This is a genomic window from Bacillus vallismortis (genome assembly GCF_040784915.1).
GTDB lineage: Bacteria > Bacillota > Bacilli > Bacillales > Bacillaceae > Bacillus > Bacillus subtilis_G.
On sequence record NZ_CP160797.1, the window covers coordinates 3,807,433 to 3,833,513 of the forward strand.

Annotated in this window: 29 protein-coding genes and 1 pseudogene; 1 reads left to right on the top strand and 29 read right to left on the bottom strand. The window is 44.8% G+C overall.

Features of this window, described 5'->3' with window-relative positions; all coding sequences use genetic code 11:
- Positions 1-51 precede the first annotated feature (51 nt).
- From urtE to ABZM97_RS19100, 17 genes and pseudogenes are all read right to left on the bottom strand, one after another.
- Positions 52-753, bottom strand: a pseudogene (gene urtE, locus ABZM97_RS19020) (urea ABC transporter ATP-binding subunit UrtE).
- Positions 750-1,499 carry an urea ABC transporter ATP-binding protein UrtD gene (urtD, locus tag ABZM97_RS19025; protein WP_087992677.1) on the bottom strand — a complete coding sequence of 250 codons (750 nt, stop codon included), beginning with the start codon at positions 1,497-1,499 and terminating at the stop codon, positions 750-752. The pseudogene urtE and the gene urtD overlap by 4 nt, the downstream one beginning before the upstream one ends.
- A complete protein-coding gene (gene urtC, locus ABZM97_RS19030; protein WP_087992678.1) occupies positions 1,474-2,544 on the bottom strand; it encodes an urea ABC transporter permease subunit UrtC in 1,071 nt (356 codons plus the stop codon). The genes urtD and urtC overlap by 26 nt, the downstream gene beginning before the upstream one ends.
- An 11-nt stretch (positions 2,545-2,555) precedes the next feature.
- Positions 2,556-3,458, bottom strand: coding sequence for an urea ABC transporter permease subunit UrtB (gene urtB, locus ABZM97_RS19035; RefSeq protein WP_087992679.1), 903 nt, complete (start codon positions 3,456-3,458; stop codon positions 2,556-2,558).
- A gap of 32 nt (positions 3,459-3,490) precedes the next feature.
- Positions 3,491-4,747: an urea ABC transporter substrate-binding protein gene (gene urtA, locus ABZM97_RS19040; protein WP_087992680.1), complete on the bottom strand. Its 1,257-nt coding sequence runs from the start codon at positions 4,745-4,747 to the stop codon at positions 3,491-3,493.
- Between the two features lie 216 nt (positions 4,748-4,963).
- Complete coding sequence (locus ABZM97_RS19045; protein ID WP_087992681.1) at positions 4,964-5,149, bottom strand: CsbD family protein; 186 nt, start codon at positions 5,147-5,149, stop codon at positions 4,964-4,966.
- A 70-nt stretch (positions 5,150-5,219) separates the two neighbouring features.
- Positions 5,220-5,699, bottom strand: coding sequence for a hypothetical protein (locus tag ABZM97_RS19050; RefSeq protein ID WP_087992682.1), 480 nt, complete (start codon positions 5,697-5,699; stop codon positions 5,220-5,222).
- A gap of 170 nt (positions 5,700-5,869) precedes the next feature.
- Positions 5,870-7,003 carry a tetratricopeptide repeat protein gene (locus tag ABZM97_RS19055; protein WP_087992683.1) on the bottom strand — a complete coding sequence of 378 codons (1,134 nt, stop codon included), beginning with the start codon at positions 7,001-7,003 and terminating at the stop codon, positions 5,870-5,872.
- 193 nt (positions 7,004-7,196) lie between these two features.
- Positions 7,197-8,222 carry a GTP 3',8-cyclase MoaA gene (gene moaA / locus ABZM97_RS19060; protein WP_202327924.1) on the bottom strand — a complete coding sequence of 342 codons (1,026 nt, stop codon included), beginning with the start codon at positions 8,220-8,222 and terminating at the stop codon, positions 7,197-7,199.
- Positions 8,223-8,237: 15 nt separating this feature from the next.
- Positions 8,238-9,026, bottom strand: a complete 789-nt coding sequence (fdhD, locus tag ABZM97_RS19065) for a formate dehydrogenase accessory sulfurtransferase FdhD (protein ID WP_087992685.1) — start codon at positions 9,024-9,026, stop codon at positions 8,238-8,240.
- A 243-nt stretch (positions 9,027-9,269) separates the two neighbouring features.
- Positions 9,270-9,431, bottom strand: coding sequence for a hypothetical protein (locus ABZM97_RS19070; RefSeq protein ID WP_087992686.1), 162 nt, complete (start codon positions 9,429-9,431; stop codon positions 9,270-9,272).
- A gap of 92 nt (positions 9,432-9,523) precedes the next feature.
- Positions 9,524-10,198, bottom strand: coding sequence for a VWA domain-containing protein (locus ABZM97_RS19075; protein WP_087992687.1), 675 nt, complete (start codon positions 10,196-10,198; stop codon positions 9,524-9,526).
- A 327-nt stretch (positions 10,199-10,525) separates the two neighbouring features.
- Positions 10,526-11,209 carry a VWA domain-containing protein gene (locus ABZM97_RS19080; protein WP_087992688.1) on the bottom strand — a complete coding sequence of 228 codons (684 nt, stop codon included), beginning with the start codon at positions 11,207-11,209 and terminating at the stop codon, positions 10,526-10,528.
- Between the two features lie 395 nt (positions 11,210-11,604).
- Positions 11,605-12,636: a stage II sporulation protein D gene (gene spoIID, locus ABZM97_RS19085; protein WP_087992689.1), complete on the bottom strand. Its 1,032-nt coding sequence runs from the start codon at positions 12,634-12,636 to the stop codon at positions 11,605-11,607.
- 194 nt (positions 12,637-12,830) lie between these two features.
- A complete protein-coding gene (murA, locus tag ABZM97_RS19090; RefSeq protein WP_087992690.1) occupies positions 12,831-14,141 on the bottom strand; it encodes a UDP-N-acetylglucosamine 1-carboxyvinyltransferase in 1,311 nt (436 codons plus the stop codon).
- Between the two features lie 33 nt (positions 14,142-14,174).
- Positions 14,175-14,915 (bottom strand): YwmB family TATA-box binding protein, encoded by a 741-nt coding sequence (locus ABZM97_RS19095; RefSeq protein ID WP_087992691.1) that lies wholly within the window; start codon positions 14,913-14,915, stop codon positions 14,175-14,177.
- 133 nt (positions 14,916-15,048) lie between these two features.
- Positions 15,049-15,279: a DUF1146 family protein gene (locus ABZM97_RS19100; RefSeq protein WP_003227691.1), complete on the bottom strand. Its 231-nt coding sequence runs from the start codon at positions 15,277-15,279 to the stop codon at positions 15,049-15,051.
- A 177-nt stretch (positions 15,280-15,456) separates the two neighbouring features.
- Between ABZM97_RS19100 and ABZM97_RS19105 the strand changes: the two genes are divergently transcribed.
- Positions 15,457-15,930: a hypothetical protein gene (locus tag ABZM97_RS19105; protein ID WP_087992692.1), complete on the top strand. Its 474-nt coding sequence runs from the start codon at positions 15,457-15,459 to the stop codon at positions 15,928-15,930.
- A gap of 32 nt (positions 15,931-15,962) precedes the next feature.
- Here the strand turns inward: ABZM97_RS19105 and ABZM97_RS19110 are convergent, their stop codons facing one another.
- The 12 genes from ABZM97_RS19110 to ABZM97_RS19165 form a co-directional block, all read right to left on the bottom strand.
- On the bottom strand, positions 15,963-16,361 hold the full coding sequence (locus ABZM97_RS19110) for a F0F1 ATP synthase subunit epsilon (protein WP_087992693.1): 399 nt from the start codon (positions 16,359-16,361) through the stop codon (positions 15,963-15,965).
- A 23-nt stretch (positions 16,362-16,384) separates the two neighbouring features.
- Complete coding sequence (gene atpD / locus ABZM97_RS19115) at positions 16,385-17,803, bottom strand: F0F1 ATP synthase subunit beta (RefSeq protein WP_010328918.1); 1,419 nt, start codon at positions 17,801-17,803, stop codon at positions 16,385-16,387.
- Positions 17,804-17,828: 25 nt separating this feature from the next.
- Positions 17,829-18,692 (bottom strand): ATP synthase F1 subunit gamma, encoded by an 864-nt coding sequence (atpG, locus tag ABZM97_RS19120; RefSeq protein WP_087992694.1) that lies wholly within the window; start codon positions 18,690-18,692, stop codon positions 17,829-17,831.
- Between the two features lie 76 nt (positions 18,693-18,768).
- A complete protein-coding gene (atpA, locus tag ABZM97_RS19125; RefSeq protein ID WP_010328920.1) occupies positions 18,769-20,277 on the bottom strand; it encodes a F0F1 ATP synthase subunit alpha in 1,509 nt (502 codons plus the stop codon).
- A 16-nt stretch (positions 20,278-20,293) separates the two neighbouring features.
- Positions 20,294-20,839, bottom strand: coding sequence for a F0F1 ATP synthase subunit delta (locus ABZM97_RS19130; protein ID WP_087992695.1), 546 nt, complete (start codon positions 20,837-20,839; stop codon positions 20,294-20,296).
- Positions 20,836-21,348: a F0F1 ATP synthase subunit B gene (atpF, locus tag ABZM97_RS19135; protein WP_003221894.1), complete on the bottom strand. Its 513-nt coding sequence runs from the start codon at positions 21,346-21,348 to the stop codon at positions 20,836-20,838. Before atpF ends, ABZM97_RS19130 begins: the two co-directional genes overlap by 4 nt.
- 162 nt (positions 21,349-21,510) lie before the next feature.
- The gene (gene atpE / locus ABZM97_RS19140) at positions 21,511-21,723 is read right to left on the bottom strand and encodes a F0F1 ATP synthase subunit C (protein WP_003151167.1); all 213 of its coding nucleotides are present in this window, start codon (positions 21,721-21,723) and stop codon (positions 21,511-21,513) included.
- A gap of 45 nt (positions 21,724-21,768) precedes the next feature.
- Positions 21,769-22,503 (bottom strand): F0F1 ATP synthase subunit A, encoded by a 735-nt coding sequence (atpB, locus tag ABZM97_RS19145; RefSeq protein ID WP_019716028.1) that lies wholly within the window; start codon positions 22,501-22,503, stop codon positions 21,769-21,771.
- Positions 22,504-22,510: 7 nt separating this feature from the next.
- The gene (gene atpI / locus ABZM97_RS19150) at positions 22,511-22,894 is read right to left on the bottom strand and encodes an ATP synthase subunit I (protein WP_148962516.1); all 384 of its coding nucleotides are present in this window, start codon (positions 22,892-22,894) and stop codon (positions 22,511-22,513) included.
- Between the two features lie 415 nt (positions 22,895-23,309).
- On the bottom strand, positions 23,310-23,939 hold the full coding sequence (gene upp / locus ABZM97_RS19155) for a uracil phosphoribosyltransferase (protein WP_087992697.1): 630 nt from the start codon (positions 23,937-23,939) through the stop codon (positions 23,310-23,312).
- 134 nt (positions 23,940-24,073) lie between these two features.
- On the bottom strand, positions 24,074-25,321 hold the full coding sequence (gene glyA / locus ABZM97_RS19160; protein ID WP_367387068.1) for a serine hydroxymethyltransferase: 1,248 nt from the start codon (positions 25,319-25,321) through the stop codon (positions 24,074-24,076).
- 207 nt (positions 25,322-25,528) lie between these two features.
- Entirely contained in the window at positions 25,529-26,071 is a 543-nt protein-coding gene (locus ABZM97_RS19165; protein ID WP_333516388.1) for a TIGR01440 family protein, read from the bottom strand.
- Positions 26,072-26,081: the final 10 nt, after the last annotated feature.

Genomic DNA, 26,081 nt, shown 5'->3' on the forward strand with positions numbered 1-26,081 from the left:
ATTTACGGAACATGCAGGCGGGACATCACCTCCCTTACTTCAGCATAAAAATCATACAGTAAGATGCCTTTCAAAGCGGCGTGCCGTTTCTTCATCGGCCTTCCCATCATCAATAACCGTTCCCCTGTCGATCACATAAAGGTGGTCAGCACATGTTAACGCTTTTTCCAGACTGTGCTCGACTAACATAACGGAAATGTCCTTTTTTCTGGCAATTTCCACGATAACTTGTCTGATTAGTTCGACAATTTACGGCTGGATTCCTTCCATTGGTTCATCAAGTAAAATAATTTTCGGATTTCCCATCAGCGCTCTGGCAATTGCAAGCTGCTGCTGCTGCCCTCCGCTTAAATCGCCGCCTTTGCGGTCAAGCATCTCCTTTAAAACGGGAAACCACTGAAAAATTTCTTCCTTGATCTGCCCCGTCCGCTTTTTCTTCGGAAGCGGCTCCTCCCCGAGCAGCAGGTTGTCACGAACGGTTAAGGAGGAAAAGATATCTCTTCCCTGCGGAACGTACGCAATCCCCGCTCTTGCCCGTGTTTCCGCCTTTTCGTTTTGAACAAACGTTTGATTAAAACAAATATCCCCCTGTTTAGCCGGAAGCAGGCCTATGATTGTTTTCAGCAAAGTGGATTTGCCGACTCCGTTTCGGCCTAATACAGCGACAATCTGCCCCGGACGAACCATCATGCTGAGGCTGTGCAAAACCATCGATTGATCGTAACCGGACGTTACATTGCTGACGGTAATCATGACACACTTCTCCTTCCTAAATACACCGCTTCCACCTCTTCATTGCTTGTGATGTCATCCATCGACCCTTCACAAAGCACTTTGCCTTCATGCATGACCGTGACTTTTCTTGAAAACGAACGCACAAAATCCATATCGTGCTCGACAATCAGAACAGAGCACGTTTTCGCGATCTCTTCAAGCAAGGCTCCGGTTTTTTCCCGCTCCTTTCCCGTCATGCCGGCAATCGGTTCATCCAGCAGCAAAAGCTTTGGCTCCATGGCGAGCTGCATGCCGATTTCAAGCCATTGCTTCTGTCCGTGTGACAGGCTTCCGGCTGTTAGATCCCGTTTGTCATCTAACCCTATCAGCCTCAGGATGTCTATCATCTTGTCACTTTGCTCTTTTGTCATACGCGCTGTCAGCAATGAAAGAATCGTTTTTTTCTGTTTCATGGCAAGTTCGAGGTTTTCAAACACTGTCAGCCGCGTAAAGACACTCGGGGCCTGAAACTTTCTGGCGACCCCCAGTTTCGCGATCTGATATTCCCGAGTCTTTGTCAATTCATCCGCTTCCTGAAAAAGAACTTCACCCGAATGCGGCTTTGTTTTTCCGCAAATGATGTCCAGCAAAGTCGTTTTTCCGGCGCCGTTCGGCCCAATCAGAAAATGGATATCACGTTCCTGCACACTGATATCAGCGCCCCGCAAAGCCCAAAACCCGTCAAACTTAACCTTCACGTCACGGCAGGTAAGTATCGGTTTCATAAGCAGCCGCTCCTTTCTTTTTTGAGGAGGAAAGCTGGTTTATAAGCTTCTCGAACAGCCCGACAATCCCTTTTGGCATATAGAGCACAACGATGATAAACAGTGCGCCGAGGAAGTACAGCCAAATGTCAGGATAATATTCGCTTAAATAGCTTTTCATTCCGTTCGTTAGAAGTGCGCCAAGCACCGCCCCGAAAATGGAGTGCCTGCCGCCGATCGCCACCCACAGCACCATTTCCACCGAAGGAATGATGCCCATCATTTCCGGCGAGATCATCCCGTCCTGAAGCACAAACAGCATCCCGGCAATCCCGGCCATCGCAGCGGATACACAATAAATAAACACTTTAAAAACGGTGGAATGATACCCGAAAAAACGGACTCTGTTTTCTCCGTCGCGCACCGCCTGCAATAGCCGCCCAAAACGGCTTCTCGTCAGAAACAAAGCGAGCACGACAGAAGCACCGAGGAAAAAGAGTGCCGTAAAATACAAAATCCGCTTCATTGCGGGATCGGCCAGAGAATACTGGAAAATGGAATAGAAATTCGTGAGGCCATTCGTGCCGCCTGTGATTCCCTGGCTGCCGATGAACAATGTGACAACCACCACAACAACAGCCTGAGAGATCAACGAAAAATAAACGCCCTTTATGTTGTTGCGGAAGGTAAAGTAACCGAGTAAAAAGGCCAGAAAGACAGGCACAGTGACTGCCGCGGCAATCGCAGCTAAAGGGTTCCTGAACATTGCCCAGATCCACGGCAGTTCAGTGACCCCTGTCCACTCCATAAAGTCAGGAATGCCTGACGGCGAGGCTTCTATTTTTAAATACATAGCCATGCAGTAAGCACCCAATCCGAAAAAGACGCCATGTCCCAAACTCAAAATGCCTGTATATCCCCAAATCAGGCAAATGCCGACCGCTACAATCGCAAAGCACAAAAACTTTGCCAACAGCCCTAATCGAAACTCCTGCAGCAAGAACGGAGCGGCGATAAGAAGAGCAAACATCACCAGATACGGACTGAATTGTGAAAACCGCTTCATCCGGTTCCCTCCTAATCAAGTAATCTCGTTCTGACACTCGCAAGACCTGAAGGCCGCCATTGCAGAAAGAGAATAATAAATGCAAACACGACAACCTTGGCAATCGTAGCACTTGTGGAATACTCAACGAATGTGCTCAGCAAACCGACGGCCACCGCGCCTATAATGGTGCCTTTCAATTTTCCGATTCCTCCTAAAATAACGATCATGAAAGCATCGACTAGGTAAGATGAACCGAGAGTAGGCCCAATTGAGCCAAGCAATGTGAGTGAACTCCCCGCGATACCGGCCAGCCCGCTTCCGAGCGCGAAAGCCAACGTATCGGTTTTTCTCACAGATACGCCGAGACACGATGCCATGCTCCGGTTCAGCGTAACAGCCTGCATCCGCCGCCCCGCAGAGGTTTTAAATAAATAGAAACCGAGCAGCGCCAGCGTAAAAAAAACGAGCGCCAAAATAAACAGCCTTTTATACGGAAAGGTAACGGAAAACAGCGTCACCCCACCCGTCAGCCACTCAGGAGACTTGACGGCCACATTCGGCGCGCCAAAAATCGATCTGGCCGCCTGCTGCAGAATCAAGCTCACTCCCCACGTCGCCAAAAGGCTGTCGAGCGGACGGTCATATAATCGCCTGACGATCACTTTTTCAATGACAATCCCAATAAGCGCCGCAACCGCAAACGCCATGATGATTGCGATTAAAAAATAGTAAGAAAACAGGGAAGCCGGCAAATAGCTGATAAATAGCTGCTGAACGACATATGTCGTGTAGGCTCCTGCCATAATCAGCTCACCGTGCGCCATATTAATAATGTTCATCAAACCGAATGTAACGGCCAACCCAATCGCAATGAGAATCAAAATAGATCCGAGACTGATCCCGTTAAATAATTGAGTCATGACGACAGACATGTTCCGCCTCCTCTCCCGCAAACGGCTTTGATTTATTTAGATAACCCCTTTGCCCAATCGTACGATTTTAAATACGGATCAGGTTTTACCGGGTCACCTGAGTTCCATACTTCTTTAAACTGTCCATCCCCCGTGATTTGCCCGATTCTGACCGTTTTGTACAGATGCTGTGTATCTCCGTCGATTTTCACTGTGCCGCCCGGGGCTTTGAATGCAATCCCGTCAGCCGCTTTCTTCACCTTATCGACATCAAAGGACTTCGCTTTTTCAACAGCTGCTGCCCAGAGATAGACCGCATTATAGCCAGCTTCAATCGGGTCGCTCGTCACCCTGTTATCGCCGTTCATCTTTTTATAGTTCTTCACGAATGTTTGATTTTCGCTCGTATTGGTTGTCTGAAAGTAATTCCACACCGCATAATGTCCTTTTAGCACATCAGGGCCGATCCCCCGAATTTCTTCCTCAGCGACACTTGCCGACATCACAGGCATATCGTCAGCCGAGATGCCCGCATCTTTCAGCTGTTTGAAAAACGCCACGTTGCTGTCGCCGTTTAATGTATTAAAAATGACATCAGGCTGTTTTTCTTTGATTTTGCTGACGAGCGTACTGTAGTTCGTGTGGCCGAGCGGCGTATACTCTTCACCGGCAATTTCTCCTCCGGCCGCTTTCACCTGCGCTTTAATGATTTTATTGGCTGTTCTCGGGAACACGTAATCTGATCCGATCAGAAAGAACTTCTTACCTTTATTCTTCAGCAGCCAATCAACAGCCGGAACAATTTGCTGATTCGTCGTTGCTCCGGTATAAAAAATATGAGGTGATGACTCCATTCCCTCGTACTGCACCGGATAGAACAGCAGCCCGTTGTTTTGCTCCACAACCGGAAGCATGGCTTTGCGGCTCGCTGATGTCCATCCGCCAAAAATAGCAGCGGCTTTATCCTGCTGAAGCAGTTTTCTCATTTTTTCCGCATAAACAGGCCAGTCTGAAGCGCCGTCTTCCACGACGGGTTCAAGCTTTTTGCCGAGAACTCCGCCTTTTTGGTTGATTTCTTGAATCGCCATTAACTCCGCATCATGTACGGACACTTCGCTGATCGCCATAGTTCCGCTTAACGAGTGAAGAATCCCAACCTTCACTGAATCACCGCTTGTGTCGATATCAACTGTTTTTTTCGCATCCCCGCTGGCTTCCGACACTTTCTTCGGCGCAGCGCATCCCGTCATCAGAACCATGAGCAGAAACAACAGAAAAACAACCTGTATTCCAACCCCTTTGTTTTTCATTCAAAACCTCCCTTTTGTGATTCCACTAGCTTATGTAATAAAAGTTAACATCTTATGTCATCATTATATAGAAGAGAGCCAATATTTCATATAATATTTTAAAAATTTAGATACTTTAACCAAATCGACTGCTTTTTTTGTTACATTTATTAACACATCCAAACAAGCGCACAAAAAAAGGCAAGAAACATATCGTTTCCCGCCTCTTCCGTACGATTAATCTTTATTGAATTTATCCTTCGCTTCCCCGATATCCTTTTGGATCTCGCCTTTTGCCTTATCTTTTTTGCCTTCAGCCTGCATATCCGCTTTATCGGTCATATCTCCGACTTTATCCTTCGCTTCTCCTTTGGCTTTATTGAAGCCGCCTTTCATTTTATCTTTTACACTATCGTTACCCATGTTGATTCTCTCCCTTCATATCTGTGTACTTGTTACCTTCCCGATCTAAGAGGCGGTAAACATTTGAATGTTAATTATCGATCTCATAGCGTTCTCCGTAGCGAAGCACCTTATAAATCGCCAGCCCGTCTGATGTCTTTTTCTCAGAATATCGAACCGGCAGCAGGGCGAAGAACACATAATACGTAGAAAAATAGACAAACTGATAGAAAAACAAATTCGGTTTTAATACACTGTGTATAATCAGCAAATTGACCGCGAAAATCGTTATCAGGTTAAACAGGCTGCCCCCGGCATACACGAGTGCATGTGAGAACCGATTGTCGGTTTTCAGCTCACCAAACCTGCAAAAAGAATCGATGAAATAAATCGCTCTGATCCGTATCGGCCCAATCTTAAACAGCGTTTTGCCCATCCCAATATCCAATGATCCTTTTCCGCCAAAAATTAAAGCCATAAAGCTGTGCCCTGAAACATGTATGATCTGTACAAGCGGCAGAACAATGAGGAAAGACCATAAAAACTTCACAATATCATTGAAACCAAACATCGAATTCCCCCCTCACGCTTGTCAATGACTCAGGCACCTTCTGAACCCGGCCATGTTAAGTTGTTCAAAAGCATATGTAGCGATTTTTCCTGTTTCGTCCGGAAATAAACGTTGCGATACTCTCCTTTTTTTGTATATAAAAAAACCATCTGGCAGCAGATGGTTTCGTCTTACACTTGATATAAACAGTCGTTCCTTTGGATCATCTCTCTCATGCTGACCGCTTTTTCATAAAAATACACCGCTTCTTTGTATTGTTCACGATGACTGCAATAGGCGGCAGCATCCAAAGCGAATTCTTCAATATATACATACAGGGATTTTTCTTCCATATAGTCAAATACTTCTTGAATCATATCTACATTGACACATTCCACATATAAAGCCTGCAGAAATTTATATTTTGCCAGACTGAAGAAATCGTTTCGTTTTTGAGCGATGGCAATCCCTTTTTCATAGTACCGCGTCGCGGCTTGGGCATCTTCTTTTTTGAAAAGAACGCGAGTCAGGCTGAAGAGCGCTTTCGGAAGCTGTTCCAGCTGATGCTCCTCAAAGACAGGCAGCGCTTTTTCAAAGTATGCCGCAGCTTGATCCAGCTCGCCTTTATCGTCATAGCAATTCCCCATATTGTAGAGGGCAGATCCGATCAAACGGGGCTGTCCTTCCAATAAAGCCAGGCGATACGCGTCATCCAAATGCTCAAGCGCCTTTTCATAATTTCTGTAGTCAATGTAGTTTCCTGATATCACGAAATGGCATTGAATTCTTCTGACTCTGTAAAAATCGTGATCCTTGTATGTCTCAAGCGCCTGTATGGCATGGTTCATGGAAAAGTGTGTCTGCTTCATGACATAAAAAACTTCAGCCACTTTAAAATGATATTCCGCTCTTTCAATTTCATCTTCCACAAACGCAAGCATCTTTTCAGCTTTCCGATAAAAGGATATGGCTGAAATATAATTGTTCTGTTCAAATTCGTACATTCCTCTGAACAAGTGAAAATAATACTCAGATAACCCGGAGATGCTGTTCTGATTGCTTTCCAGCGTTTTGATCAATTCACGATATTGAAGCTGAGATTCCTCGTGCAGGTCAGGTTTTACATAATCCAGCATAATTTGGTGACGGTAACTGATCAGCTGGTAATACAGCAGAAGCAGCTGATCCTCTTCCATATGTTCGATGTTCTGATCAATCTCTTTCTTCAGCTTAACGGCATCAGCCACTTGAAATGCTAAAATGTGCTTATACCACTTATTGATTTTCACTCCTACTTGAGATGACGGGATCTCGTACGCGGCCATGCCCCTCCAACCCTTTCTATTTTCTAATTGGTTATATTTTATCATAATGTATGGCATTGGAATTAAAAATTCTTACAATGATTCCTTCTTTATGCCTATCCTTATATATTTCGGTGTTTGTAACTATTTTTTGCCCTTGGACTCTTATAAAAAAAGCTTACCGGACAGTGCCGATAAGCTTTTTACATGAAATTCAGCCGCCAATATAAGACATTTCCACTTTCTTTTTGCCTAATGCTTTTGATAGAGTACGATCGACCGAATACTGATCGATCCGATTTTTCCATACTGTGCCGATCATCTCCGCCAGTTCGTCATCACTTAACTCCTGCCGTACCGGCGCTCTGAGGTCAAACCCGCCTGCAGCGAATAAGCAGGTAAACAGCTCCCCTCTCGCAGAAAGACGGGCCCTGTTGCATGATCCGCAGAACGCATCAGATACAGATGATATGACGCCGATTTCCCCTGATCCGTCCAAGTAGCGGAATCTGGAAGCCACTTCGCCTATATAATTAGGCGCTATCGGTTCTACCGGCATGTGTTCATTGATCAAATCAATGATTTCCGCCTTTGTCATGACGTCCTTCTTTTCCCATTGGTTGGTGTTCCCAACATCCATAAATTCGATGAATCTCAGGATATGCCCTTTTTCTTTAAAATAACGCGCCATAGGCATTATATCTTTTTCATTGACGCCCTTTTGGACGACCATGTTGATTTTAACACCGAGCCCCGCTTGCTTCGCCGCTTCAATGCCTTCAAGCACCTTGCTGACAGAAACCCCGCGCCCGTTTATCTTTTTAAACCGCTCGTCCTCTAAGGAATCAAGGCTGATCGTGACCCTTTTCAGCCCGGCTTCCTTGAGCCTCTCCGCATAAACAGGCAGCAGTGATCCATTTGTCGTCATCGCAATATCACGGACACCCGGAATACGGGCCAGTTTTTTGATTAATTCGGGCATATCCTTTCTCATGAGAGGCTCTCCGCCGGTTAAGCGGATTTTTTCAACGCCGAACCTTGTGACAAACAGCGTCGCAAGCCGTTCCAGCTCCTCAAATGAAAGCAGTTCCTCTTTCTTTAAAAAAGGATAATCCGGGCCGAATAATTCGGCGGGCATACAGTACGTGCATCGGAAGTTGCAGCGGTCTGTAACAGAAATGCGAAGGTCTCTCAGCGGCCTGTTCCTTTTATCCAACATCTGACGCGATTCTGTATTCATAGCTACAGCCCCTTCCTATCCCCCGATTCTCTCAGGGTGTGTATATACATTAAATGATCCGTTTCTGACGAATCCGATCGCTGTGATATTTAATTCTTCCGCCATTTGAATCGCAAGCTCCGTCGGGGCCGATTTGGAAATCACAATCGACACGCCGATTTTTGCCGCTTTTAACAGGACTTCTGATGAGATTCTGCCGCTAAACACAATCAGTTTGTCGCGGACAGATATCCCGTTCAGCAGGCAGTGTCCGTATAATTTATCAAGCGCGTTGTGCCGGCCGATATCTGCGCGCATCAGGAGCAGCTTCTCTGTGTCGCAAAGCGCCGCATTGTGGACGCCTCCCGTATCCTGAAACGTTTCGCTCCCTTTCTGTAAATCTTTCATAAGCGCCAGACATGCTTCAGGCGATATTTTCATTTGGCTGACAGCCGTTTTTGCGGTTTTGACATCCTGCTGAAAATAAAAATGGCGGCCCTTTCCGCAGCATGAGCCGATCACCCGTTTTGTATAATCCTTTTGATCCAATGCCTCAGGATGAATGAGATCGACATAAACAAAACCGAGACTTTCATCTATTGTAAACCTTTTAATCTCTTTTTGAAATCGTATAACACCCTCTGATGCGAGAAATCCGATGACAAGCTCTTTGATATGCTCCGGCGTACAAACGAGTGTCACAAATTCACTCCCGTTCAGTATCACTGTCAAAGGATATTCCGTCACTATCCGGTCTTCAATTTTGCTTATTTCCCCTTGTTCATAGCGCCATACATCCCTGACCGCAGTTAGTTTATCATTCAATTTCTCTTCCCCTCCGCAATGTTCCTGCCTTTATATTTTTTCATAATCCCCGGATTTTGTCGAATTCTGAGACATAAAAAGAGCCCTCTGTATAAAGGGCTTTCACAGGATGTGATGACGGCGGTGTTAGGCAGGACGCCTAAGGATTTAGCCGCCGTTCGTTTCATAACACGTGAGCACCAAGGTGCATTGACAATAATGCGGGGTTTGTCGACACGCTGAGAGCCCTCTATATAAAGGGCTCTATGTTTGATTATGCTGATTCTTTTTCACGATCACAAACAGCACAACAGCTGCGATCAAGGTGAGAATGCTGACAAAAAAGAAGGCTGCCAGTTTTAGAAAAACACCGAGCAAGACAAACGCCACGGCGGCTATAAGAAAAATCATTCCTAATAATCTCATATGTTCAACCCCTTTTAAGGGTATCTTTCCCGCACAGATCGTTTTTAAACCAATAGAAAAAGGCGCCTGGGGGAGCGCCTTCATACAAGCGATTACTCAGTAAATTTTTGTGCTTCTTTTTCCCAAGTCTGTTCGAACTCATCCGCGCTGTTCGCTGAAATATATTCTCCGCCGCCAGCAACAGCCGCCTGTTTCATCTCTTCGTTTCCTTTCACATCAAAGTTAAATCCGATAATGTTTACAATCGTATCCACATTCGCTTCACGAAGCTTTTCAATTTCAGCCGCTGGATCTCCGCCGCACGTTTCTTCACCGTCAGTGATTAAATACACCACGTTTTTTCCGTCTGCGTCGAATGCTTCAAGTTCTTTTCTTGTATCTGAAAGTGCTTTGGCAATCGGTGTCCAGCCAGTCGGCTTGATCTCGCTCAATGAATTGTCAAACAGTGATCCTTCATATGGATGAAGGCCGTAAATGGTTTCCGTCGTGCTGCATGAAAGAGCTTTTCCGGACAGTTTATTGTTTCCAGCATGTCCGAAAACGCGAAGCATGAGATTTGTATCCTTCGGAAGCAGCTCGGCAAAAGACTTGACGGAATTTTTGGCAATATCTATTTTGCGCTCTCCTCCTGTTTTTTGAACCATGCTTCCGCTTCCGTCAAACAAAACAGCCACATTTGTGTCCGCCTGTTTCTCAGCGGCAAAAGACGGGGAGGCAAAGGAGACAGTCAGCAATCCAATGATACCGGCAGCCAGCAATTTTTTCACGTTTAATCTTCCTTTCTCTATCATATTTTCCAACTTTATGTTGGATTATCCTTTATGCTAGAATATGAAATTGCAAAAAGATATAGGGCAAGCTGCCTTTTGTACCGCTTTCACTTTCTGTACAAAATCGCTTGATATGCCGGTGATTTTTAGCTATTTTCGCCCATAAAGTATATACAGACTGTAACACCATTCATTCTTTTTTCTCCTTGGTCAAGACAGAGAAACGAAAATCTGCTACTATGCTACAGGCTGACAGCGAATCACTTTTGAACATTTTGTTACATACAAAAAAGAGGCTGACCATTATCAGCCTCTCTTTTTTTCTTATTCAGATAACATCAATGATTGCTGAGTGAAGATTTTCTCAACATCTTTTTGAGTATACGCAGGGAAGTATTCACCGCCGCCTACTTTCGCAATCGCGTTCAGCTGGCCTTTGTATCCCTCTTTATAATCAAAACCGATCACATTCACAGTGATATTGTCTTTGTGCAGTTCTTTTGCTGTTTTAATCGGATTTCCTCCGCACGTTTCCTCACCGTCTGTCAGCAGATACACTACTTTTTCTCCTTTAGTATCAAGCTGATCAAAAGAAGATTTCGCCTCGTTCAGCGCTTTGGCAATTGGCGTCCAGCCAGTCGGCCCGATTGCATTAAGAGAATTGAGGAAGCTTTGTTCGTTAAAGCTTTGGAAGCCGTATACGTTGCGGATAGATTCACATGACTGAACCTTTCCGGAGTTTTTATTGTTTCCTTCTGAACCAAACACGCTCATTTTCACCTGAGTGCCTTCCGGCAGTGAGCTTGCAAACTTTGAAATTTCTTTTTTAGCTGAATTAAATTTAGATACACTGTCTATTCTTTTCGCCATACTTCCGCTGGCATCAAGCAAAACTGCCACGTTTGCCGGATCTTCAGCCTCCGCTTCTTTCTTTTCAGCTGCAAAAGCAGGTGAGGTTAATCCAAATAACAAGCCTGTCATCATGATCAGTGAAAATCTTTTCTTCATGCTCGTACCCCTTTACAAGTTTGTTTCTGCGTGCAGATGTTCAACGCTGAACATCATTAATCGTAATCGACAAAAACAGAGAAATAAATAGGGCGGGCTTCCCCATTGCTGTTGTTTACTTTTGCATAGAAACCTTTGTTTTTATTAGTGATTTCCGCCTAACACTATTAAGAAAAAAGAAGATTGTCGGCCTTTCGGCTTTCGTTATATGAGTCTGTCGAAGTCTGTCGATATATGTGGATTACTTTACCACAATCTCAAAGTGAGCAATCAGGAAAAAGGAACTGATTCCCTTGTCGCCCTAAAGGCTGTCAGGAGCTTCTCTAAAACATTTCAACCGCTCTTAGATAAAAGACATTTAAGAACAGAAAAAGACGCTCAATGAGCGTCTTTTTCTACTTCTTCGCCATATATTTATTCAAAAACGAATCTGCTTCAGAAATTTGTGTACCTTGGTAATAGTACTTCACAATGTCATCAACCGTTTTTCCTTCTTTCGCCATAAAATTCGCGCCATATTGGCTCATCCCGACACCGTGGCCAAATCCTCTCGTCGTGACTGTAATCGAGTCTCCGCTTCGCTTCCATTCAAAATCGGCTGAATTGAGGCCCAGTTTTTCGCGTATGTCTCTTCCTTTCAGCGTCTTGCCGTTAATAACGGCCGTTGCGACCTGGCGGCCCGGTGTTTCTCCGGTAATCTGTCCGACTGTGCCAGACCCATCCAGCTTGACGCCAAGCTTTTGTTCAAATTCTGAGGCTGTAAAGGTTTTCGTTGCCTTATATTTCGGAGACTTTTTATCCCAAGCGCTTTTGACGCTTTTTAAATATGGTATGGCACTTGTCCAATAGGCTTCAGCATTTTCTGTGTAGCCGTTGCTTGTGGAGAAAAAGGAGGCTTCAATCGGCTGGTTGTTGTACGTTAGGATTTTGCCTTGCGTGCTGGCAACCGCATCTGTGATTTTCTTCAAATCCCGCTCGTAGCTCGCGCCCCACTGTTTTTTCAGCTCCGCTTTGCTTTTATACACCTGAAACATCTGTGTATCATCCACCAGTGAGCCTTTAGGAGCCTCTACCGCTGAATTTGAGACCATCAGTCTGACAATAAACGTTCTGGCGGCGAGAGCCTGAGCTTTCAGCGCTTCAGATTCAAAGGTTGCCGGCATTTCGGAGGCGACGACTCCAATCACATACTCTTCAAGCGGAATGTTTTCTACGGATTGATTTGCGGTTCGATAGACGGGAATAGAAACAGGCGATGCTTTCAACGTTTCCGCTCCTTTTGATGCCGATTTCGTGCTGACTGCTGTCTTTCCTGATTCTACACTGGCCCCCGCCTCTTTGTTATGCTGGAATGGTATGACCAAGAGTGTGGGAACCAAGAGAATCAATGCACATAGTACAGATAGTGTGATTACGAATTGTTTCATATTCAGCTGCCTCCTGCTCGGAATTCGACTCTAGTCTAGTCTATGGGCAGGGACAAACTAATATGACCCTCGTTTTGGACAGAAACTTTATTTGTCATTTACGTATTCTTTTTTGCTATTTTGCGCATAATGATGATAATACACGAAAATAAAAAACCAGTATGCCAAAGTGACATACTGGTTTTTAGGTAAGTTTATGCGTTTAAGTCAGAAACGACTTCTTTGTTCTCTTGCTCAGAAGCAGACTCATCATTTACACGTTCGATGTCTGCGCCAATACCTTCAAGCTTCTTATGGAAATCAACGTAACCGCGGTCTAAGTGCTTCAATTCAGTAACACGCGTATGACCTTCAGCCACTAACCCCGCAAGAATCAGCGCTGCACCTGCACGCAAGTCAGTCGCTGCAACTTCAGCTCCCTGAAGCTGTACAGGACCGTTAATGATGACAGAACGTCCTTCAATCTTGATATCACCATTCATACGGCGGAATTCTTCCGCATGCATAAAACGGTTTTCAAAAACAGTTTCTGTAATCATGCTTGTGCCGCTTGCACGAAGCAGAAGCGCCATCATTTGTGACTGCATATCAGTCGGGAAGCCCGGATGAGGCATCGTTTTAATGTCAATCGGTTTGAGTTCTTTCGGGCCGATGACACGCAGGCCTTCACCTTCATCCTTAATCGTTACACCCATCTCTTCCATTTTTGCAATTAAAGAGGTGAGGTGTTCAGGAACCGCTCCTTTAACTAATACGTTTCCTTCAGTGATTGCAGCAGCAACCATAAATGTGCCCGCTTCAATGCGGTCAGGAATAATATGGTGTTTTACGCCGTAAAGCTTTTCGACACCTTCAATTTTGATGGTGCCGGTGCCAGCTCCGCGGATTTTTCCGCCCATGCCGTTGATATAGTTTGCTAAATCAACGATTTCGGGTTCTTTCGCCACGTTCTCTAGCGTTGTTGTTCCATCAGCCAGAGCGGCTGCCATAATCAGATTCTCTGTGGCTCCTACACTTGGGAAGTCCAGATAGATTTTTGCGCCTTGCAGACGGCCGTTTACTTCAGCTTCGATGAAGCCGTTGCCGACTTTGATTTCTGCGCCCATTGCTTCAAAACCTTTTAAATGCTGATCGATCGGTCTGGAACCAATTGCGCATCCGCCCGGAAGCGCAACTCTTGCATGACCTGTACGCGCAAGAAGCGGCCCCATAACAAGCACGGACGCACGCATTTTACGAACATATTCAAAAGGTGCTTCAGTTTGCAAAGCGTATGAAGCATTTACAGTCACTTCATTATTTTCAAAATGCACATCTGCTCCTAAATGACGCAACACTTCGTTAATTGTATATACATCGGAGAGCGTAGGTACATCACAAATTACGCTTTTTTCTTCACTTGCTAATAAAGATGCAGCGATAACAGGTAAAACGGCATTTTTAGCGCCTTCAACTTTGACTGTGCCGTTTAACTTTTGACCGCCGCGGACGATGATTTTTTCCAAGGTATTCCCCTCCGCGTCCCTAAATTCTCTATATTAATATTCAGTCGTAACGATTGGTGTGCCAACCGTAACGGTATGTTTTCCGCCCATTCCTGCACTTCTAAGTGCAATTTGCAAATTCATTTTATGTTTTGAGGTCATGATGGACTCTTTCCACTCATCTGTAAACGCAGAAATAGAAACGAAATTTGGCTCAACTACATGTTCTACAGTTCTTGCTTGAAATTCATTTAATAACTGATTTGCTTTTTTTTGCAAAACAATACTCATATTATCATCTAAATGACCATTTAGACAAGTAAAAATAACTACTTTTTCTTGGAATATCCCGAGTGACTCACGTTCAAACTGTTCATATGTATCATTCCAGCTATTCGGTGTCTCAAGACTCATTTGCTCATATAATAAATACGAAGTTGGGTTGTGTTTTTTGAGGGTTGTGACAAGCTGCAGCCTAAAAGAAGTGCGATTTTTTTTGTCAGTATATGTGCCCATTGCCTTTACGACCTTATCTTCCTGTGCAAGTACCCAATCATATTGACGATATTTTGTTTTTAAACGTTGCACTTTTTGATAAAATTCTTTTTCGGTCAGCGACATGTTTTGTTTGGCATGCAATGTCCATTTATCTATTAACACATCTTGGCGTTTCATCCCCTCAGCGATTTGCGCTAACGGCGTTAACTCACTCGCATGAATGGTATGAAAAAAAGCTATGACGAAGCTTAACATCACGGAAATGATAATGGCGCGGCTTACTTGTTTTTTGTACATATTCATCTCTCCCCCTTATCCCCAGTTTTACCGGAGGCGAGAGGCGCCATACGTAAAAATCTTCGTCAAAACTCGAGCTATTCGCTTATACCCCTTCCCCAACCATTCCCGTGATTATGATGTTCAAAACCTATTAAAATAGATAGGGAAGCTGCTGTGAATAATTGAGGTAATCTAAAAAGAAATTTGCAACGGCCGTTCCAATAGCGATTGTCAGCAAAATCATCAGGAGTCTAGCTTGCACAACTTTGCCTTTTTTGATTAACGGATCGATATTGACGGCTTGCAGTGCCCACCAAGTCACCGCTATAAAAATCAAGTGAACGACAATGCCGATTGCAGCCTGCTGTCCCAATACACTCATCTATTCCACTCCTTTCATCCTTTATCCGCGTTTTTACCCTTTCTTATTATATAAGAAGCACAGATAAAGATGATACCTTTTATACAGAACGGAATAATCAGCCAAATCTAGGGTTAATCCCCGCTTAAAGTACGATTCTCTTACATGGTATACTTTGTTGGAAAGGAGCTGGCAAACGTGAATCATTCTTTTTTTCAGCCTGAAAAGCAATACGGTGAGGATTTGCCAATTTTTGAACAGGAATGGGAAGCAATTGCATTCTATTATGATTATAGACAGTCACAGATTGAAGAACTGAATGAATTGTGTCAGTTTTATAACATTTCTCTTACCTATACGAGAGAAAGTCTTGAAGAGCTTGAAAACCTTTATTTTCAAAGTATACAAGAGCTTTTGCTTGCTGATTGGAATCTTCCTATTGAAGAATTCGAGAAAATGATCAGTGTGTATCTTATAGATTGCGTGATTGCCCATCATGAAGATGCGGAATGGATCGTAAAGCCTTACCCATACACAGACGGCGCTTATACAATGGGTTTCAGAAGACATCGTAAATCATGGCATACCGTGAATTGCTGTGATCGTTTATACTTGCGGCAAAAAGAGAGTCAGCCGCTGCTGTCGCTGTTTGATTCTCTCATGCGGTCATAAAAAAATCCTTCTCATAAAGAGAAGGATTTTTTCTATTTCCCTGCTACATCCAATCTGTTCAAAGCCCGCTGTAACGCAAACTCAGCCCGACGAATGTCAGTATCACCTGATTGAGAATTCAAACGCTCCTGCGCCCGCTGGCGTGCAGCTTCAGCGCGCTCTTTATCGATGCCTTCCGCTGTCTCCGCAGTTTGGGCAAGGATGGTCACATGATCAGGACGGACTTCTACAAACCCGCCGCTGACAGCAACCAATTCAGTCTGTCCGTCTTTTTTCAGACGGACAGCGCCAATTTTAAGAGGAGCCACGGTTGGAATATGACCTGGCAAAATACCGAGATCGCCGCTTTCGGCTCTCACACTCACCATTTCAATATCCGCATCGTATACTGGGCCGTCGGGAGTAACGATATTGACTTTAACGGTCTTCATGCTTTTACCCTCCTAGGACCAGATTAAACTTCTACACCCATTTCTTTTGCTTTCTCAACAACTTCTTCGATACGGCCTACAAGACGGAACGCATCTTCAGGAAGATGGTCGTATTTGCCGGCTAAGATTTCTTTGAAACCTTGAACCGTTTCTTTTACAGGCACGTAAGAACCTTTTTGTCCAGTGAACTGTTCAGCCACGTGGAAGTTTTGAGAAAGGAAGAACTGAATGCGGCGTGCGCGTTGAACGACAAGCTTGTCTTCATCACTCAATTCATCCATACCGAGAATCGCAATGATATCTTGAAGCTCTTTGTAACGCTGAAGCGTTGATTGTACTTCACGGGCAACTGCATAATGCTCTTCTCCGACAATTTCAGGAGCAAGGGCGCGTGATGTAGAAGCCAACGGATCAACCGCGGGGTAAATACCCATTTCTGTTAACTTACGCTCAAGGTTTGTTGTCGCATCCAAGTGAGCGAACGTTGTTGCCGGCGCCGGGTCAGTGTAGTCATCGGCAGGCACGTAGATCGCCTGGATAGATGTAACTGATCCAACGTTTGTAGACGTGATACGCTCTTGAAGCTGACCCATTTCAGTCGCAAGCGTCGGCTGATAACCAACCGCTGAAGGCATACGGCCAAGAAGGGCTGAAACCTCTGAACCCGCTTGTGTGAAACGGAAAATGTTATCGATGAAGAACAGTACGTCCTGTCCTTGTTCATCACGGAAGTGCTCAGCCATTGTAAGGCCTGTCAAAGCAACACGCATACGGGCGCCCGGCGGCTCGTTCATTTGGCCGAATACCATGGCTGTTTTGTTGATTACGCCAGAGTCGCTCATTTCGTAGAACAGGTCGTTCCCTTCACGAGTACGCTCCCCTACACCGGCGAATACAGAGATACCGCCGTGCTCTTGCGCGATGTTGTTGATTAATTCCTGGATTAATACGGTTTTACCTACACCTGCACCGCCGAACAAACCGATCTTACCGCCCTTGATGTATGGAGCAAGCAAGTCAACAACTTTAATACCTGTTTCAAGAATTTCAACTTCTGTTGAAAGCTGATCAAACGAAGGCGCCTGTCTGTGAATCGGATCCTTTTTCGCATCCGCGGAAAGCGGCTCATTCAAATCAATATTTTCTCCGAGTACGTTAAATACACGGCCGAGTGTTACATCACCAACTGGTACTGAGATTGGCGCTCCTGTATCAATAGCTTCCATTCCGCGCTGAACACCGTCCGTAGATGCCATTGCGATTGTACGGACTGTATCATCGCCTAAATGAAGAGCGACCTCAAGCGTTAAATCAATACCTACTTCGTTTTCACTTGCTGGCTGTGAAACTTTAATCGCATTATAAATTTCAGGCAAGTGACCGTCTTCAAAACGCACGTCGACGACCGGCCCTAATACCTGGCTAACGCGTCCTTTCTTCATCGCTATCCCTCCTGACAAAATCTTTCTATTCTAAAGCGGCTGCTCCGCCGACAATTTCCGTAATTTCTTGTGTGATGGCTGCTTGGCGAGCGCGGTTGTAAGAAAGCGAAAGTGAATCGATAAGTTCCTTCGCGTTGTCTGTCGCGTTTTTCATCGCCGTCATTCTTGCAGCGTGCTCACTTGCTTTACTGTCAAGAAGCGCACCGAAAATTAAGCTTTCCGCGTATTGAGGAAGCAAAACCTCCAGAACCTCCTCTTCAGACGGTTCAAATTCATAAGACGCCGTTCTTTTACCGCCGCCGCTGCCCAAATCAGATAACGGCAGAAGTTTTTTCTCCGTTACTTCTTGAGAAATGGCGCTGACAAAATGGTTATAAACAAGGTGCAATTCATCATACGCACCATCTGTAAACATTTGGATCGTTTGTCGGGCAAGATCCTTAATTTGTGTAAACGTTACTTCATCTCCAAGCCCTGTTAACTCGGAAATGATCGGAATCTCACGTTTCTTAAAGAAATCACGGCCCACTCTTCCGATGACGATCACCGCGTACTCATCCTTAGACTGATGACGTTCTTGCATGGCCTGATAAGCACTTCGTAAAACCGAACTGTTAAAAGCGCCGGCAAGGCCGCGGTCAGACGTAATGACTAGGTATGCTGTCTTTTTCACTTCTCTGCTGAGAAGCATCGGATGCTTCACGTTGCCGGAAACTCTTCCGACGTTTGACACAACCTCTTGGATCTTATCCATATATGGCACAAATGATTTTGCATTGTTTTCAGCACGATTCAGCTTAGCCGCAGATACCATCTGCATGGCTTTTGTAATCTGGCTCGTTTTTTTCGTTGACGTGATCCTTGACTTAATATCGCGTAATGAGGCCAAAGATTTCACCACCTTTTCTCTTCATCTGCGTAAAAAGAGAGAAAAAGAGAACCTTTTTCTCTCATCAGCATTCGAGTTAGTTGCTTGGTGCAAATGTGCGTTTGAAGCCTTCGATTGCAGCTTTGAAGTCTTCATCAGCAGGAAGGTTTCCTGTTTTCGCAATTCCATCAAGCAGTTCTTTATGGTTTTGGTCAAGGTACATGTAGTACTCTTCTTCAAAACGTCTGATGTCCGCTACAGGAATATCATCAAGATGTCCTTTTGTCAGCGCATAAAGAATGGCTACTTGCTTTTCAACCGGAAGCGGCTTGTTCAGGTCCTGCTTCAGCACTTCAACTGTACGCGCACCGCGGTTCAGTTTCGCCTGAGTCGCTTGGTCGAGGTCAGATCCGAATTGAGCGAATGCTTCCAGTTCACGGTATGACGCAAGGTCAAGACGCAACGTTCCTGATACTTTTTTCATCGCTTTGATTTGCGCTGAACCGCCGACACGGGATACAGACAATCCGGCGTTGATCGCTGGACGTACGCCTGAGAAGAACAAATCAGATTGCAGGAAGATTTGTCCGTCGGTGATAGAGATAACGTTCGTCGGAATATAGGCAGAGATATCTCCGGCTTGTGTTTCTACGAACGGCAGAGCTGTAATTGATCCTGCGCCTTTCGCGTCGCTAAGCTTTGCTGCACGCTCAAGCAGGCGGGAATGAAGGTAGAATACATCCCCAGGGAACGCTTCACGGCCCGGCGGACGGCGTAGAAGCAAGGACAGCTCACGGTAAGCAGCCGCTTGTTTAGAAAGATCATCGTATACAACAAGAACGTGCTTGCCGTTGTACATAAATTCTTCTGCCATTGTAACCCCTGCATACGGAGCCAGGTACAGAAGCGGTGCCGGCTGTGACGCAGACGCCGTTACAACGATTGTATAATCAAGCGCGCCGTGCTTACGCAATGTTTCTACTACGCCGCGGACTGTTGATTCTTTTTGACCGATCGCAACGTATACGCAGATCATGTCTTGGTCTTTTTGGTTCAGGATCGAGTCGATCGCAACAGAAGTTTTACCTGTTTGACGGTCACCGATGATCAGCTCACGCTGGCCGCGGCCGATTGGGATCAGTGCGTCGATCGCTTTAATACCCGTTTGAAGCGGTTCATGAACGGATTTACGGTCCATAACGCCTGGTGCAGGGCTTTCGATCGGACGTGTTTTGCTTGTGAGGATCGGGCCAAGTCCGTCTACCGGCTGACCTAATGGGTTCACAATACGGCCGATTAGTTCCTCACCGACAGGAACCTCCATGATGCGGCCTGTTCTTTTTACTTCGTCTCCCTCACGGATCTCACTGAAAGGCCCTAAGATAACGATACCTACGTTTGATTCCTCAAGGTTTTGGGCCATACCCAGAACGCCGTTTGAAAATTCGACAAGTTCACCGGCCATACAGTTGTCAAGACCGTGCACACGCGCAATACCGTCACCGACTTGGATGACTGTACCTACGTCTTGAACTTCAATATCAGATTGATAATTTTGTATTTGCTGTTTTATCAGCGTGCTAATCTCTTCAGCTTTGATGCTCACTTAGGTTTCACCCCTTCTATCGATTTTCCCCGGCTAGTTGACGTTCAATGCGCTGAAGCTTTCCGCTTACGCTGCCGTCAAAAATCCGGTTTCCAATGCGGACTTTAATGCCGCCTATTAAATCCGTCTGCACTTCATTTTTGATTCTCAGTGAAGCGACTCCGGCTTTTTGTGCAAACACTTGTGATAATGATGAAATTTCCGTATCCGTCAGCGGTTTCACTGAATATACGATTGCGTCTTCTGTTTGACGGGCCTCATTTGCGAGTTTGATAAACTCATCTGTGAGATCAGGCACAATCGCTGCCCGATGGCGGTCAATCAAAAGAAAAATCGTATTGAGCACGGTCTGTGACAAAGAGCCAAATACATTTTGAATCAACTCTTTTTTCTTCGCAGCCGGCACCTTCGGATGGTTTAACACATCATTAAGCGCTTTTTCATTTTGGAATACTTCTTTTACAACGATTAGCTCTTCTTCTACTTGATTCAGCTGAGCGGACTCATTGGCAATATCAAAAAGAGCTGACGCATATCGTTTAGAGACAGCTGATCCACTCATCGGCTTTCTCCTACCTCTTTAAGATAGTCCTGAATCAATTTCTCTTGAGCCTGTTCATCCAGTTCTTTTTCGATCACTTTCGACGCAATCATGACAGATAGAGACGCTACTTGCTCACGGAGAGCAGAAACCGCCTGTTCTTTCTCCTTCACGATTTCAGTTCTTGCTGCTTCTTTCAGACGTTCAGATTCTGCACGTGCAGCCTGAATAATCTCTTCTTTTTGCTTATCTCCCAGTTTCTTTGCGTTTTCGATAAGAGTTTGGGATTCCTGTCTTGCTTCTTTTAAAAGAACGCGCTGCTCTTCAATCAGCTGCTGCGCTTCTTTATTTTTTTCTTCAGCAGACGTAATTTCTCCAGCGATGTGGTCTTCACGCTGTTTCATTATGTTTAATAGCGGCCCTAAAGCGTATTTCTTCAGAAGCGCTAATAAGATTAACATAGCTAACAGTTGGAACAGAATATCTCCGCCGTTAAACGACAATCCTAGTTCAAGTGGTAATTGAGACATCTACTACGGCAACTCCCTTCTGCAGGTTTTTCTTTGCTGATCCAGCAGCCGCACTTGTCTCTTTTCAGCCGGCAAGGCGGGATGCTTATCAGACATAAAGCAATGGCGAAGGTTCTCTTGGAATGATCTTCGCCATTTTTAGTTCATATAAGGCTTTTATGCTTAGCCAAAGAACGCTAAGAATGCGATAACGACAGCGATAATTGGAAGGGCTTCAACTAATGCGATACCCATGAACATAAGAGTTCTAAGTTCTTTACCTGCTTCCGGCTGACGGGCAATCCCCTCTACCGTACGTGAAACAATCAAACCGTTACCAATACCTGCACCAAGTGCGCCTAAACCAATTGCAATTGCAGCTGCTATTAAATTCATGAAAAAGTTCCTCCTTTTAAATGTTATCCGTTTGGATATAATGTTTTAATGATCATGACTGATTTTATGAGACATGTACACCATCGTGAGCATTGTAAAGATAAACGCTTGGATGGCACCTATAAATAAACTGAATGCTTGCCATGCCAGCATCGGCAGAATAGCGCCGATTGTACCGACAAGACCGAGAGCCACGCTTTGCGAATAATGGCTTGTCGCTAAACCCGCAAGCAGGCCGAGAAGAATCTCACCGGCGAAGATGTTACCATAAAGCCGCAATCCGAGAGTCAGCGTATTCGCAAACTCTTCGATAATTTTCATCGGGAACATGAGTGGAACAGGTCTTAAATAGTCTTTGGAATATTCCTTGAGCCCTTTCATCTTCACACCATAGTAGTGGGTTAAAGCGACAACCATCACGGCTAGCGTTAATGTAATGGCAGGGTCGGCTGTCGGAGATTTCCACCAGAGCTCATGTCCGATTGTAATAGAGAACGGCAGCCCCAGCATATTCGACACAAATATGTACATCAGCAATGTGACACCAAGTGCCAAGAAGTTAGCCCCTGTTTTCAAATCCATTGTACTGCCGATAATATTGCGGACGAAATCCACAACCCATTCCATAAAATTCTGGGCTTTTCCGGGACGAATCGAAAGCGTTCTTGTCGTTAATATCGCAATCAATAAAACAATCACACTCGCCACAGTAATCATCAGAATGTTTGTCAGATTAAAAGTAAGACCTAGAAATTCAATAGTTCTGTATTCATGATTCAAAGGGTTTTCACCTCTCTTCCATTGATGAACGTTTAAGCTGGATAATAGAATCTATCATAATGACAGGATATATTGTCATTAATCCAATAATTGTACTTGCCATATGAAAATGCTCGGGATATTTATAGGCGACAGCCACAGCAAGAATCGCATTGCACCACCGCGCTGCGCTCCCCAGAGATCGTATGGACTTTCCTTTCTCAACAGCTCTGTCAAAAGCATTCATTCTTCTGATGAGCAGTAACAAATTAAACAAACTGAAAACAGTTCCCAGAATAAGGCCTAAAAAAACGGTTTTATACGCTGTTAAACCATAACCCAGTACATACACTGCCAAAATGCATAATAGATATTTTCGTTGTCTGCTAAATGTAAGCTTGGGATCGTCCATCAACTATCTGTCTCCTGATGAAAAAATAATGTATTTCTTAGATACGGCAAAATCAGCGGTTAACCCTAGTAGAAGACCTTTTTTGACCGACAAAACGGGCCTGTTCGAAAAAATCATTCATCCGCAAGCCTTGCAAGGATGCTGTTTCATTCGCTTAAATAAATCCTCATAATACGGGTTTACTGAGAGGATTTATATTGAGGATGAGGACTATAATGAAAGCTATGAAAACCTTCTCATAATACCCTCGTTTAGCATACAATAGCCCCTAACAAGTGTCAATCTGTTTAAAGTTAAAAAACTTTTTATACTGTGAGCCTCCACAGAATGTTCACATTTTCACCTATAATTGTATACAAATTGACCGAATAGCAAAAAACTGGATAAAAAAAGGAAACCCCTTTCGGGATTCCTTTTATTTTGTTCCAAACATACGGTCTCCCGCGTCTCCGAGACCTGGAACGATATAACCTTTTTCATTTAATTTTTCATCAAGCGCCGCGATGTAAATATCCACGTCCGCATGATGCTTCTGCAATTCTTCCACACCCTCCGGCGCCGCTACAAGGCACATGAAACGGATATTTTTCGCACCGCGTTTTTTGAGGCTGTGAATCGCTTCTACAGCAGAGCCGCCTGTAGCCAGCATCGGGTCAACCACGATGAATTCACGCTCTTCCACGTCAGAAGGAAGCTTGACATAGTATTCCACGGGTTTTAAGGTTTCAGGATCACGGTACAGGCCGACATGTCCCACTTTCGCTGCAGGAATCAGCTTTAAAATGCCGTCAACCATTCCCAATCCCGCTCTGAGGATAGGAACCACTCCAAGTTTTTTTCCTGAGATGACTTTCGATTTCGCAGCCTGAACCGGTGTATTGATATCCACTTCTTCTAAAGGAAGATCGCGGGTAATTTCAAACGCCATAAGAGTGGCTACTTCGTCTACAAGCTCTCTAAAATCTTTCGTACCTGTATTTTCATTCCGTATATATGTCAGCTTATGCTGAATTAAAGGATGATCAAATACATAAACCTTTCCCATACTGTGTTTCAGCTCCTTTTTTATTGTCCCATCAACAATTACACACTTCTATTGATTCTACAAAAAAAGACATTGAGTTTCAAGAACATCGTCAAAAAACCCGCCGGCCATAAGCCGAGCGGGTTTTTAGGATCTTAGTAATCTAATTCTTTATATAAAGGAAATTGATCAGTCAGAGCAGCTATACGCTGTCTTGCTTCTTCAAGTTTTCCTTCATCTTCGTGGTTCTTCAATGCAAGCGCAATGATGGAACCGACTTCATCCAATGCATCTCCGTCAAAACCGCGGCTTGTCACAGCAGCTGTACCAAGACGGATACCGCTTGTCACGAAAGGTTTTTCCGGATCGTATGGAATCGCGTTTTTGTTAGACGTAATACCGATTTCATCAAGCACGTGCTCCGCAACCTTACCTGTCAGTCCGAGAGAACGAAGGTCAACAAGGATCAGGTGGTTGTCAGTTCCGCCGGAAACGAGCTGGATGCCCTCTTTCGTTAACGCTTCAGCCAGACGTTTTGCATTTGAAATGACGTTTTGTGCATATGTTTTGAAATCGTCCTGCAATACTTCGCCGAATGAAACAGCTTTTGCGGCAATAACGTGCATCAGCGGGCCGCCTTGAATTCCAGGGAAGATCGATTTATCAATTTTCTTGCCGAACTCTTCACGGCAAAGGATCATACCGCCGCGAGGTCCGCGAAGTGTTTTATGTGTTGTTGTTGTCACGAAATCAGCGTAAGGAACCGGGTTTGGATGAAGGCCTGCCGCAACAAGTCCTGCGATATGCGCCATATCCACCATGAAGTAAGCGCCGACTTCATCAGCAATTTCACGGAATTTCTTAAAGTCGATTGTACGAGGATACGCACTTGCTCCTGCTACGATAAGCTTCGGCTTATGAGCAAGGGCTTTTTCACGCACGTCATCGTAATCAATATATTGAGTTTCTTTATCTACGCCGTACTCAACAAAGTTATATTGAACACCGCTGAAGTTGACTGGACTTCCGTGTGTTAAATGGCCGCCGTGGGAGAGGTTCATCCCAAGTACAGTATCGCCTTGCTCCAAAATCGTGAAGTACACTGCCATGTTTGCTTGTGCGCCTGAATGTGGCTGAACGTTTACATGCTCCGCTCCAAAGATCTCCTTCGCGCGGTCACGAGCGATATCTTCAACGACATCGACGTGCTCACATCCGCCGTAGTAGCGTTTGCCCGGATATCCTTCAGCGTATTTATTTGTCAAAACAGATCCTTGTGCTTCCATAACCGCTTCACTTACAAAGTTCTCAGAAGCAATCAATTCGATCTTAGTCTGTTGGCGTTCACGCTCATTTTTAATAGCGTTAAACACGTGTTCGTCTTGCGCAGGTAAATGTTTCATCAGCGAGATCCTCTCCTATCCGTATCCTGTTCTTTGTTTTTACCATCACTATTGTACATGGTTTTTTAGGCCGATGTAAAAGATTATTTTTAAAAAATCAAAATTTTTATTGGTAAAAACGAATATTGATAACTTAAATTTAAATTAAAGTTCGGGATTTATTTTACTGTCTTAAAAATAAAAGAAAAGACTGGCCACGCAGTCCTTTCATTCACACTCATAAACCGCCCGCACTCCGCCGATCAGTTTCGGCCGCGTATGCGCTAATGTCACATGTGCTGCCCCGAGACTGTTTTGAGACACACGCACAGGTACAGCTACCGGCTTCAGATGCATGCCGATAAACGTATCACCGATGTCTATTCCGGCATCAGCCTGAATGGTTTCGACAAGAACAGGAGACTTCATCTGCTTAAACGCATAAGCAGCCATCGCCCCGCCCGCTTTTGAAACGGGTACGGCAGAAACAGTTGGAAGCCTGAACAGCCGGGCCGTTTCTTCCTCGACGACAAGCGCTCTGTTCAAATGCTCACAGCATTGAAACGCGAGATGGATTCCCGTTTTTCCCTTAAGCTCGGCAAGTCCGCTGTAGATGCTTTCCGCGATGTCTGTACTGCCCGATGTTCCGATCCGGCTGCCGGCCACTTCGCTCGTGCTGCATCCAAGAACAAAGAACTGATCCTGTTTCAATCCCGCTTGTTCCTGAAACTCAGACAACATCGTATTCCACGTTTGCTTGATCTCATTCATTGAACAGCAC